Origin of the sequence: Labrenzia sp. THAF187b (assembly GCF_009363375.1) — a bacterium.
Taxonomy (GTDB): domain Bacteria; phylum Pseudomonadota; class Alphaproteobacteria; order Rhizobiales; family Stappiaceae; genus Roseibium; species Roseibium algicola.
Genome location: NZ_CP045344.1, coordinates 2,042,501 through 2,055,351, shown reverse-complemented (window position 1 = coordinate 2,055,351; position 12,851 = coordinate 2,042,501). Strand labels below are relative to the sequence as shown.

Annotated in this window: 6 protein-coding genes, 1 tRNA gene and 2 rRNA genes; 6 read left to right on the top strand and 3 right to left on the bottom strand. The window is 57.4% G+C overall.

Translation table 11 applies throughout. The annotated features are described in order from the left end of the window. The first annotated feature begins 76 nt into the window (after positions 1-76). From FIV03_RS09555 to FIV03_RS09530, 6 genes are all read left to right on the top strand, one after another. Positions 77-874 carry an alpha/beta hydrolase gene (locus tag FIV03_RS09555; protein ID WP_023000088.1) on the top strand — a complete coding sequence of 266 codons (798 nt, stop codon included), beginning with the start codon at positions 77-79 and terminating at the stop codon, positions 872-874. A gap of 59 nt (positions 875-933) precedes the next feature. Next, positions 934-2,124: an efflux RND transporter periplasmic adaptor subunit gene (locus FIV03_RS09550; RefSeq protein WP_152509395.1), complete on the top strand. Its 1,191-nt coding sequence runs from the start codon at positions 934-936 to the stop codon at positions 2,122-2,124. 123 nt (positions 2,125-2,247) lie between these two features. Continuing rightward, complete coding sequence (locus tag FIV03_RS09545; RefSeq protein WP_152509394.1) at positions 2,248-5,436, top strand: multidrug efflux RND transporter permease subunit; 3,189 nt, start codon at positions 2,248-2,250, stop codon at positions 5,434-5,436. A 354-nt stretch (positions 5,437-5,790) separates the two neighbouring features. Continuing rightward, complete coding sequence (locus tag FIV03_RS09540; RefSeq protein ID WP_209009923.1) at positions 5,791-6,930, top strand: TRAP transporter substrate-binding protein; 1,140 nt, start codon at positions 5,791-5,793, stop codon at positions 6,928-6,930. Positions 6,931-7,112: 182 nt separating this feature from the next. After that, on the top strand, positions 7,113-7,688 hold the full coding sequence (locus tag FIV03_RS09535; RefSeq protein WP_152509392.1) for a TRAP transporter small permease: 576 nt from the start codon (positions 7,113-7,115) through the stop codon (positions 7,686-7,688). Next, entirely contained in the window at positions 7,654-9,000 is a 1,347-nt protein-coding gene (locus FIV03_RS09530) for a TRAP transporter large permease subunit (protein WP_209009922.1), read from the top strand. Before FIV03_RS09535 ends, FIV03_RS09530 begins: the two co-directional genes overlap by 35 nt. 314 nt (positions 9,001-9,314) lie before the next feature. Here the strand turns inward: FIV03_RS09530 and FIV03_RS09525 are convergent. The 3 genes from FIV03_RS09525 to FIV03_RS09515 form a co-directional block, all read right to left on the bottom strand. Next, a tRNA-Met gene (locus tag FIV03_RS09525) sits at positions 9,315-9,391 on the bottom strand. Between the two features lie 247 nt (positions 9,392-9,638). Beyond that, positions 9,639-9,753 (bottom strand): 5S ribosomal RNA (rrf, locus tag FIV03_RS09520). A 200-nt stretch (positions 9,754-9,953) separates the two neighbouring features. Then, positions 9,954-12,676 (bottom strand): 23S ribosomal RNA (locus FIV03_RS09515). Between the last annotated feature and the right edge of the window lie 175 nt (positions 12,677-12,851).

Sequence of the window (12,851 nt, the reverse complement as noted above, 5' to 3'; positions counted from 1 at the left end):
CAATACCTATCGGACATGCAAGAGAGCTGGTGTACCCAGTTCTCCCTCAACCAATGGACACGAAACGGCGCTGAAAATGACGGTGCAGATCAAGGACATGACACTCGACAAGGTGGCCATCGGCCCCGTGGCGGCACGTGTCTACCAGGGTGCCGAATACAGCAAGTCGCCACCAGTCCTGATCTATTTTCATGGCGGCGCTTTTCAAGGCACCGTCCCGCAGGAAAGCGAGTTTGCGCATCTCATTGCCGAAACCGGCGCCATCGTGGTGATGCCGGATTACAATGTACCGCTTGGCAGCGTCTTTCCGAAGCCGCTGGAAACGGGTTTTTCGATCTTCTCCTATCTGGCGAAAAAGCGCGCCGGCCTTGGGAACCGGAAATCCCTGCTTCTTGTCGGCGGCGTCGAGGCTGGCGGCAACATCGCCGCAGCGGTCGCGCTGAAGGCACGGGATCATTTCGCCGATGAACTTGACGGACAGATCCTGCTGTCACCTCTGCTTGATCCTTTCATGGGCTCTGCATCGTTCCAGAAAGCTGGCGAGTTCGGCATGAAGGACATCTGGGCCGACGGCTGGAGCCACTATCTCAGCACCGGCATGTGCCACCCCTATGCGGCCCCATGCATGTGCTCACGCCTGACCGGCGTTGCCCCGGCGCTCGTTCTGTCTTCTCAGGATGATCCGCTCAAGGACGAAACACTCGGCTTTGCGACCTGCCTGAAAAATGCAGGCGTTGAAGTTCACCAGCATGTTCTCCCCGCCGGGACAGGCTGGCCATCACTCTACGGCGGAAAGACGGACGAGACCCCATCCTGGCAAGAAACCGTAAGCACGCAATTTTCCGGTTTCGTGCAGTCCGTCAGCGTCCACTGATTTGATATCCAAACCCTTCTGAAGGTTGTGTTTTCAGCAGGGTTTCCAAGGAGAGACCAATGACATCAAGAAGCAAGCGCTGGGCCCTGACGGGCGCCAGTCTGGCAGTTGCTGTCTCTGTTTCAGCCGCTGTCCTCATCATGAACCTTCCGGCAAGCAGCCCTGCAACGGCCGCAGGCGGTACTGTCGCCATCCCGGCGGTGCCGGTGACCGTTGCCGAGGTCAAGTCCCGCGAAATAACCGTGTGGGAAGATTTCTCCGGCAGGCTCGAAGCCGTTGACCGGGTGCAGATCCGCTCCCGTGTGGCCGGCTCCATTCAATCCGTCGATTTCCGTGAAGGCGCATTGGTGGAAGCAGGTGACCTGCTCTTCACCATTGACCCGGCTCCCTACGAGGCCGCCGTCGCTCAAAGGGAAGGTCAGGTTGAACTTGCGCAAACACAGCTCAACCTCGCCAAGCTGGAACTGGATCGTGGCAACAAGCTGATCGAAAACCGGACCATCTCCCAAAGCGTCCTCGACCAGCGCCGCAACACCTACGCCGAAGCACAGGCCAACCTCAGAACCGTCAAGGCAGCTCTCAGGTCGGCCAAGCTGGAACTTGGTTACACCAAGGTGCTGGCACCCGTGTCGGGTCGTGTCGGCAAGATCGAGATCACCGTCGGCAATCTCGTTGCCGCGGGCTCCGCATCGCCGGCATTGACAACCCTTGTCTCTGTCGATCCGATCTATGCAAGCTTCAACGCAAGTGAAGACCTGGTCTCGCGGGTTCTGGCCGAGTTGCCGCAGACAGATGCTGCGGTGCCGCCACTGGACATGATCCCCGTCGAAATCGAAACCTCGTCAACTGCCGGGCACCCGGTGAAGGGCAAGCTGCAACTGGTCGATAACCAGGTTGACGCCGTCAGCGGCACCATTGGGGTCAGGGCGGTCTTCGACAATCCGGGCGGCAGGCTGATCCCGGGCCAGTTCGTGCGCATCCGCATGGGTGAGCCAAGGCCGGAACAGAAGGTCCTGATCAGCGAACGCGCCATCGGCACCGACCAGGACAAGAAATATGTCTATGTCGTCGGTGACGACAACAAGGTGGCCTACAGGCCGATCAACCTTGGCAGGACCGCGGAAGGTGCACGTATCGTCGACAGCGGCCTCGAACCGGGTGAACGGATCGTCGTCAACGGCCTGCAACGAATCCGCTCTGGTGCACTTGTCGATCCTCAGCTCGAAAACGACGTTGCCGCTGCAAACTGAGTGAACAGGTGGAGCGCAAGGCGCTCCACCTCCCCTCTTCAACAATTCAAGTCATGATTGCCGGTGGCGCCGCCACCGGCCGGGGACGTGTTGTCCCGATTTCCGACCGGAAAGGGCCTGGATATGAATATCTCGAGATTCTTCGTCGACCGCCCGGTCTTTGCCGGTGTGCTGTCTGTCCTCATCCTCATCGCCGGCCTGATCGGCCTGCGGGCGCTGCCGATCTCCGAATACCCCGAGGTGGTGCCGCCATCGATCGTCGTGCGCGCCGCCTATCCGGGGGCGAACCCGAAGGTCATTGCCGAGACGGTGGCAACGCCGCTGGAAGAACAGATCAACGGTGTCGAGGGCATGCTCTACATGTCCAGCCAGGCGACCTCTGACGGCGTCATGACACTCACGGTCACGTTCGAGCTCGGCACTGATCCCGATCAGGCCCAGCAGCTTGTCCAGAACCGCGTTTCGCAAGCCGAACCCCGTCTTCCGGCGGAAGTGCGAAGCCTTGGCATAACCACGGTGAAAAGTTCTCCCGATCTGATGATGGTCGTGAACCTGACTTCGCCGGACAATCGCTACGACATCACCTACCTGCGCAACTATGCCGTCCTCAACATCAAGGACCGGCTGGCCCGCCTGCAGGGTGTCGGTCAGGTGCAGGTGTTCGGCTCCGGCGATTACTCCATGCGTGTGTGGGTCGACCCGCAAAAGGCGGCCGGCCATAACCTGGCAGCCAGCGACATCACCAACGCCATCCGCCAACAGAACGTGCAGGCCGCGGCCGGCATAATCGGCGCTTCGCCAAACCTGAAGGGTGTCGACGTTCAGCTCAGCGTCAATGCGCAAGGTCGTCTTCAGACGCCGGAAGAGTTCGGCAACATCATTGTCCGCACCGGTGAAAACGGTGAGGTCACCCGGTTGCGCGACGTTGCCCGGATCGAGCTTGGTGCAGCCGATTATTCCCTGCGCTCCCTGCTCGACGGCAAACCGGCCGTCGCCATTCCTGTGTTCCAGGCACCTGGCTCCAACGCTATTGCGATCTCCGACGCAGTGGTCGAGACCATGAACGACCTTCAGGTCGCCATGCCTGACGGCGTCAAATACGAGATCGTCTACGACACCACAAAGTTTGTGCGATCCTCCATCGAGAAGGTGGTCGACACGCTGCTGGAAGCCGTGGTGCTTGTGGTCCTCGTCGTGATTCTGTTCCTGCAGACATGGCGCGCATCGATCATTCCGCTGATCGCCGTTCCCGTGTCGATCATCGGTACCTTCGGCGTCATGTATGTCTTCGGCTTTTCCATCAACGCTCTCAGCCTCTTCGGGCTGGTTCTCGCCATCGGCATCGTGGTCGATGACGCGATCGTGGTCGTTGAAAACGTCGAACGAAACATCGAAAACGGGCTGAACCCGCGCCAGGCAACCTACAAGGCCATGAAGGAAGTCTCCGGACCCATCATCGCCATCGCACTGGTGCTTGTGGCGGTGTTTGTCCCGCTGGCCTTCATCACCGGCCTTTCGGGTCAGTTCTATCGCCAGTTCGCACTGACGATCGCAATCTCGACTGTCATCTCCGCCATCAACTCGCTCACTCTGTCCCCGGCCCTGGCCGCCCTTCTCCTGAAGGATCACCATGCGCCCAAGGACTGGCTGACACGCTCGATGGACTTCCTGTTCGGCTGGTTCTTCAAGGGCTACAACCGGGCCTTCGGCGCCGGTTCCAACGCCTATGGCAAGAGCGTCGGCGGCCTGTTGTCCCGCAAGACCATCGTCATGGTGGTCTACATGGCACTTGCAGGGGCAACCTACAGCCTCTTCACAACAGTCCCCGGTGGCTTCGTGCCGGCACAGGACAAACAGTATCTGATCGGCTTTGCCCAGCTCCCCGACGCTGCCACGCTGGACCGGACCGAAGACGTCATCCGCCGGATGAGCGAGATCGCCATGGAGCAGGAAGGTGTCGAACACGCCATCGCCTTCCCGGGCCTGTCGATCAACGGCTTCACCAACTCTTCCAACGCGGGCATCGTCTTCGCCACCCTGACGGATTTCGAGGAACGCAAGTCTCCGGAATTGTCCGGCGACGCCATAGCGATGCAGCTGAACCAGAAGTTCGGCACGATCCAGGACGCGTTTATCGCCATGTTCTCGCCGCCGCCTGTTCAGGGCCTTGGCACCACCGGCGGGTTCAAACTGCAGATCGAGGACCGGGCCGGTCTCGGCTATCAGGCACTCGACGCGGCCAACAAGGCCTTCCTGGCCAAGGCCTATCAGACGCCGGAACTGGCTGGACTGTTCTCCAGTTTCCAGATCAATGTACCCCAGCTTTATGCGGATCTTGATCGCACCAAGGCGGAACAGCTCGGCGTATCTGTAACGGATATATTCGAGACGCTGCAGATCTATCTGGGTTCACTGTATGTCAACGACTTCAATGCTTTCGGCCGTACCTACAGTGTCCGGGTGCAGGCGGACGCCCAGTACCGGGCGCATGCCGACGATATCGGCAAGTTGAAGGTCCGCTCTGCCACCGGCCAGATGATCCCGCTTTCCGCCCTGTTGAAGGTCGAGGCCACCACCGGGCCGGAACGGGCAACCCGCTACAACGGTTTCCTTGCGGCTGACATCAATGGCGGCCCGGCTCCCGGGTTTTCCTCCGGCCAGGCCCAGGCAGCGGTCGAGCGGATCGCGGAGGAAACCCTGCCCAAAGGCATCGCCTTCGAGTGGACAGACCTGACCTACCAGCAGATCCTTGCCGGCAGCTCCGGGTTCCTGGTCTTTCCTCTGGCCCTGCTTCTGGTCTACCTGGTGCTTGCCGCCCAGTATGAAAGCCTGATGCTTCCGGTGGCGATCGTGATGATCGTACCGATGGGTGTCCTTGCCGCCCTGACGGGCGTCTGGCTGACCCATGGCGACAACAACATCTTCACCCAGATCGGGTTGGTGGTGCTGGTCGGGCTTTCGGCGAAAAACGCGATCCTCATCGTGGAATTCGCGAGGGAACTGGAATTTGAAGGCCGCACGCCGGTTGAAGCGGCAGTCGAAGCCAGCCGGTTACGTCTGCGCCCGATCCTGATGACCTCGATGGCCTTCATCATGGGTGTGGTTCCGCTTGTGCTTTCCACCGGTGCCGGTGCGGAAATGCGAGCCGCGATGGGCATCGCGGTCTTCTCCGGCATGATCGGCGTGACCTTCTTCGGGATCTTCATGACGCCGGTGTTCTACGTGCTGGTCCGAAAGCTCTCGGGCAATCGCCCGCTTGCGCAACACGAGGAACCAGCAGAGCAGCCGCAAGCGCAGAACACGGCCGCTTGAACCTGGAACAAATGACAAGAAAAACGCCCTGGAAGCATTCGTTTCCAGGGCGTTTTGCACTTGGGCAAGGCCTTCTCCTGCGCGGATAAAGCGATCAGCTGGCGTCGGTGTCGGTCGCACGCACGCTCCATCCGATCAAGGTAAGATCTGAACGCCTCCCTCGATACCCCGTCACGCAAGGTCGCTGCACTGCCTCCCACATCCCTGGGCTGCAATGCCGGCTACAACACCCAAATTGCGGGTTCCCGCAAATGGATTGCGTGAATTGACCTGTCATATTTGGTTTCTGGCCGCGTAACGTGACGTGCCTGGCGTTGGCTAGCCAACTTGTGGCGATGTATGTGGGAGGAAAACATGCAATCGAATAATTATCACGAAGACACGAAAGCGATGCGCGGCGGTGTGCAATTTCAACACCTTGCAGCACGCATCAAACAAACTGTGACTGTGGAAGGAAGTTTTGCGCGTCTGTCGTCACTGAAGACCGGAATTCTAACAAGCTTGTTTGCCCTGTCGGTCTTTTCAGCACCGACCGCAGCAACGGCCGCCGACTACAACTGGACCTTCCAGACCTCGGAAACGGCTGGTGAGCCCGGCTTCATCAACAAGCAGAAGTGGGCTGAAAACGTTGAGAAAATGTCCGGCGGACGGATCGAGATCGAGATTTTGCCGATTGGTGCCGTCGTCCCGCATACCGATACGCTTGATGCCGTTGGCACCGGCATTCTTCAGGGACATCTGACCGATCCGAGCTATTTCGCCGGGAAGGATCCCGCTTTTGCGATGATGGGCAACCTGGTCGGTGCCTGGAGCGATCCGTTCGAATTGATCGGGTTCATGCAATCCGGTGGCGGTCACGAGCTTTACGCCGAACTGGTCGAGCCCTATGGCGTCCATTTCATCGGAGCGGCAGCAACTGAGCCGGAAGCTTTCGTCTCCAGCGTTCCAATCCGCTCCGTGGAAGACCTGAAGGGCGTCAAGATGCGTGCGCCGGAAGGCATGGTCTACGAGATCTTCTCCAAGGCAGGCGCCTCTCCGGTTGCTCTTCCCGGTTCAGAGGTCTTCACGGCTCTCGACAAGGGTGTTGTCCAGGCGGCTGATTATACGGTTTTCGCAACCAACCAGTCGCAAGGCATGAACGACGTTGCCCACTATCCGCTGTATCCGGGCTTTCATTCCCTGCCGCTGATCGACATTTCGATGACCAAATCAATCTGGGATGAACTTCCAGACGACCTGAAGGCCGTCCTGAACGCCTCCGTTGACCAGTTCATATTCGATCACGTTTATTCCGTACGCAAACTCGATGCGGCCGCAGTCGAGGAAGCCAAGGCAAACCCGGAGATCGAAATTGTCAACTGGTCCGGCGACGAGCGAGCGAAGTTCCGCAGGATCGCGCAGCAGGAATGGGAAAACTGGGCCGGCAAGAACGACCTCACCCAACGCTACTACGATGCGGTGGTCGCTTATCTGAAGGGCCGGAACCAGCTCTGATCTGACCAACGTTCCGTTGACGCAGCCGCACCCGGACCGAAAGGTCCGGGTGCGGCCTGACCTTGTTTCTATCTGTCCATAACGGGTGAAACGAGATGCCGGTGCGTGGCCGTCAGCCAAGACTGATTGGCCTTCCCCTATTTCCACAACAGCTTGCCAACTGCGCGACGGGAGAAGAATCCATGCCGGACAATCCGGATGTGAGTGACCTCGAGGAAAATGGCCAGGCGAACCTGCGAACCGGCCTGGACCGGTTCATTGCCGGGTCCGCGAAGCTCTTTGCCTGGGCTATCTTTCTGGCGTTTGCCATCAGCGTATATGAGGTTATCGCCCGCTACGTTTTTGATAGCCCTACGTATTGGGCTCACGAGAGCACGACCTTCCTCATAGCAGCCATCTTCCTGATCGGAGGCCCCGTAGCACTCGCTCGCGACAAGCATATCCGCGTGCGCATGATTTATGACTCGGTTTCGCCTCGTGTGCGTCGATGGCTGGATATCGTCAATTCTTTGATCGCGATGATCTTCTTTGCAGGACTGGGATATGCAGGCGCGACAATGGCCTGGAAGGCTACCCACAGACCCAACGGCGATATCCATCTTGAGGGCACGGGTACGGCGTGGAACCCACCGACACCGGCACTCCTGAAAATCATTATCCTGATCTGCGTTTGCCTGATGTTCGTTCAGACCCTGATGCACCTGATCAAGGCGATCCGCGGCGATGACGCTGCCTACAGCGAACGCGGAGGCAAATGACATGGGCCTCAACGATCTGGGTATTGAATACGGTACAATTCTGCTCGTGGGCAGCATCTTCGTGTTGCTGCTTACGGGTCAGCCTCTCGCCTGGGTGACGGGGCTCGTAGCCTTGGTCTTCACGTTCGGCTGGTTCGGAGGAAATGCGCTGCCACTGGTTACGGCCCGCATCTTTGGCTTCATTACGGAATATTCCCTCGTCGCCATCCCGATGTTCATCCTGATGGCAGCGCTCCTCGACAGATCGGGCATCGCGAAGGACCTCTTCAACGGAATGAGGGTACTTGCCGGACGTTTGCCAGGTGGGGTCGCTGTTCAAACGCTGATCGTCGCCACCCTGATGGCCGCCATGTCCGGCGTCATCGGTGGTGAGATCGTTCTACTGGGAATTCTGGCCTTGCCCCAGATGTTGCGGCTTGGATATGACCGCGACTTATCAATCGGGGTCGTATGCGCCGGCGGGTCTCTCGGAACAATGATGCCGCCCTCCATTGTCCTGATCATTTATGGACTGGTGGCAAGTGTCTCCATTGCCGACCTGTTCGTTGCGGCAGTCACACCTGCCCTGATGCTGCTCGGCTGCTATATCGCTTATGTTCTTGTTCGCTGTTTTCGAAACCCGGATCTTGGGCCACCAATTTCCGCGGAAGAACGTGCTGAAGAAACAATTGGCAGTGCGATCCGATCCCTGATCGCCCCTGTGTTCATCGTGGTAGCGGTTCTGGGTTCCATATATGGAGGCATCGCCTCTATCACCGAAGCAGCTGCACTCGGGGTTTCATCCGTTCTCATCATCGCACTGCTTCGCAGGGAACTTAACGCCCGTATGCTTCAGGACAGTCTGGTCCACACGCTGGAAACCTGCGGCATGATCATCTGGATCGGGATCGCCGCAGCCGTGCTCGTCGGTGTCTACAACCTCATGGGGGGCAACCGCTTCGTCTCCGCGGTCATGCTTGGTCTCGACGCGTCGCCGGTGGCCGTCATTCTGATCATGATGGCTATCCTGCTTGTGCTGGGCATGTTCCTGGACTGGATCGGAATTGCCCTTCTGACGTTGCCGATCTTCGTGCCAATCGTCGTTCAGCTGGGATATGATCCGATCTGGTTCGGGATCCTGTTTGCAGTCAACATGCAGGTCTCCTACCTGACCCCACCGTTTGGACCGGCGGCCTTCTACTTGAAAAGCGTGGCACCACCCGACATTACACTCGGCAACATTTACGGAGCTCTGCTTCCGTTCATCGTGCTGCAGCTCTTTGTTCTCACAATCTTGCTGTTCTTCCCTGGCATCGCAACCTGGATGCTTTGATGCTGCAAAGTAAAGAATACTGGCGTGCCGTATTCCTTCACATGGATACGGCACGCCATTACACATGAAAAACCTTTTGCTTGGGCCGAAATTGGGTCTCGACGCAAATTAGTAACTGCCTTTGAATGTTTGCAAGTTTAAGCAAGTTGGGACAGTTCCTGACGCCTTTTTCTGTCATCCACCTTGGGACGATAGAAATTCACGGTCGTTAATGGGCTCTTGTTGCTGGGAGATACCTGCCCCGCTGCGTCGGGCTTTTGCCCTGCCCCCGCAGTGATGCAACAAAAAACCCGGCGCGCGGCCGGGTTATTTGTTGGTTGCGGGAGCAGGATTTGAACCTGCGACCTTCAGGTTATGAGCCTGACGAGCTACCGGGCTGCTCCATCCCGCGTTGTTTTTTTGTTTGTCCTTTGCGCGCTGCGCGTTTGGTCAAACTGGGTCTGGTCCCTTTTGGGCATACCCTTATGTTTCGGTTTGACCGGAAGACTGCGCTGATATGGGACAAGAGATCCGGAGCGCAGCGGAGGCAAGGCCAAGTGGCCGCCGGCCGGTCGGGCCGCCCCGCGGAGCGCAGCCCGAAGGGCGTTACGCGCGTGAGCGACAGACAAATTGAAGAGGTTTCAAATTGCGATTTGCAGGCCTGGCGGCGACCTACTCTCCCACACCTTAAGATGCAGTACCATTGGCGCTGGGGAGTTTCACGGCCGAGTTCGGGATGGGATCGGGTGGGGGCTCCCCGCTAGGGCCACCAGGCCGGCGAAGCGCAATTTGCGTGAACTGGTCTATATATTTTTTGATGTTTTGGTCGGCCTCGCCTGGGACGAAGGTTCCAGGACATTGGCCCTATGGATCATTTCAAACGCGCTCAAGCAGCCCGAAGGGCGGTAGCGCACTTAAAATGATCTTTTCGATGCGCCAGGGGCGCATCCAAAAGATGAACATTGACTAATGAGAGGATCAAGCCGAACGAGCTATTAGTAAAGCTAAGCTTCATGCGTTGCCGCACTTCCACACGCTTCCTATCGACGTGGTGGTCTTCCACGGCTCTTCAGGGAGAACTGGTTTTGAGGTGGGTTTCCCGCTTAGATGCTTTCAGCGGTTATCCCTTCCGTACATAGCTACCCTGCAATGCGGCTGGCGCCACAACAGGTCCACCAGAGGTACGTCCATCCCGGTCCTCTCGTACTAGGGACAGATCCTCTCAATTCTCCTACACCCACGGCAGATAGGGACCGAACTGTCTCGCGACGTTCTGAACCCAACTCACGTACCACTTTAATTGGCGAACAGCCAAACCCTTGGGACCTGCTCCAGCCCCAGGATGTGATGAGTCGACATCGAGGTGCCAAACAATGCCGTCGATATGGACTCTTGGGCATCATCAGCCTGTTATCCCCGGCGTACCTTTTATCCGTTGAGCGATGGCCCTTCCACGAGGGACCACCGGATCACTATGGCCGTCTTTCGACTCTGCTCGACTTGTCAGTCTCGCAGTCAGGCAGGCTTATGCCATTGCACTCAACGAGCGATTTCCGACCGCTCTGAGCCCACCTTCGCGCGCCTCCGTTACCATTTGGGAGGCGACCGCCCCAGTCAAACTACCCGCCACACACGGTCCCGGATATTGTTGTACCGCGGTTAGATATCCATGACGACAAGGGTGGTATTTCAAGGGTGACTCCACAAGAGCTGGCGCTCCTGCTTCAACGTCTACCACCTATCCTACACATGTCGTGACGAATACCAGTGTGAAGCTGTAGTAAAGGTGCACGGGGTCTTTCCGTCTGACCGCAGGAACCCCGCATCTTCACGGGGAATTCAATTTCACTGAGTCTATGCTGGAGACAGCGGGGAAGTCGTTACGCCATTCGTGCAGGTCGGAACTTACCCGACAAGGAATTTCGCTACCTTAGGACCGTTATAGTTACGGCCGCCGTTTACTGGGGCTTCAATTCGGTGCTTGCACACCTCCTCTTAACCTTCCAGCACCGGGCAGGCGTCAGACCCTATACGTCGCCTTACGGCTTCGCAGAGCCCTGTGTTTTTGATAAACAGTCGCCACCCCCTGGTCTGTGCCACCCCACAACGGTTGCCCGTCGTGAGGTCTCCCTTCTCGCGAACTTACGGGAGCATTTTGCCGAGTTCCTTCAGCATAGTTCTCTCAAGCGCCTTGGTATTCTCTACCAGTCCACCTGTGTCGGTTTCGGGTACGGTTTATACGGTGGAGCTATTTCCTGGAACACCTTCGCTGCACCCCCAATCCAATAAGGAGATACAACACACGGCATCCGTCACTACCACCAAGCTGCAGAATATTAACTGCATTCCCATCGACTACGCCTTTCGGCCTCGCCTTAGGGGCCGGCTAACCCTGCGCCGATTAGCGTTGCGCAGGAACCCTTGGACTTTCGGCGAGCGGGTCTCTCACCCGCTTTATCGTTACTCATGTCAGCATTCGCACTTCTGATATCTCCAGGAGCCCTCACGGGTCCCCCTTCGCAGACTTACAGAACGCTCCGCTACCGCGCATCATAAGATGCACCCGCAGTTTCGGTGTATGGCTTGAGCCCCGGTACATTTTCGGCGCGGAACCCCTTATTTAGACCAGTGAGCTGTTACGCTTTCTTTAAATGATGGCTGCTTCTAAGCCAACATCCTGGTTGTTTTGGGAGTTCTACATCCTTTCCCACTTAGCCATAACTTAGGGACCTTAACTGGCGGTCAGGGTTGTTTCCCTCTCCACAATGGACGTTAGCACCCACTGTGTGTCTGCCGGATAGTACTTCTCGGTATTCGGAGTTTGGTTAGGATCAGTAAGGCGGTAAGCCCCCATAGCCCATCCAGTGCTCTACCCCCGAGAGTATTCATCCGACGCTCTACCTAAATAGATTTCGCGGAGAACCAGCTATTTCCGAGTTTGATTGGCCTTTCACCCCTAGCCACAGCTCATCCCCGACTTTTTCAACAGGCGTGGGTTCGGTCCTCCAGTGCGTGTTACCGCACCTTCAACCTGGCCATGGCTAGATCACTCGGTTTCGGGTCTAATCCAACGAACTAGGGCGCCCTATTCAGACTCGCTTTCGCTACGCCTACACCTACCGGCTTAAGCTTGCTCGTTAAATTAAGTCGCTGACCCATTATACAAAAGGTACGCTGTCAGGCTTGCGCCCTCCAACTGTTTGTAGGCATCCGGTTTCAGGAACTGTTTCACTCCCCTCGTCGGGGTACTTTTCACCTTTCCCTCACGGTACTTGTTCGCTATCGGTCGACAAGGAGTACTTAGGCTTGGAGGGTGGTCCCCCCACGTTCAGACAGGATTTCACGTGTCCCGCCCTACTCGAGGACTTGCATAATTTCTACCCGTACGGGGCTATCACCCACTAATGCCCGACTTTCCAGACGGTTCCGGTTCTTAAATGCAAGCCACTGGCCTGGTCCGCGTTCGCTCGCCACTACTAGCGGAGTCTCGGTTGATGTCCTTTCCTCCGGGTACTTAGATGTTTCAGTTCCCCGGGTTTGCTCCCTTGCGGGTACTCCATACGGAGTGGGTTTCCCCATTCGGAAATCCACGGATCAAAGCTTATTCGCAGCTCCCCATGGCTTATCGCAGCGTATCACGTCCTTCATCGCCTCTTGTCGCCAAGGCATCCACCGAATGCCCTTAAGACACTTGATCACTCTCATTATCAATGCTCATCTCATGCTTGCAAATCCACCAGACCCAACCCTGAGTACCTTTAACACTCAAGACCAACCTGGCTTCAAAACAAACTGATCATCAATAATATAAGACCAGTTTCACGAGATCTTTCTGACAGCCATGCGGTCACGCTGGCCCTCTACTTGATCGT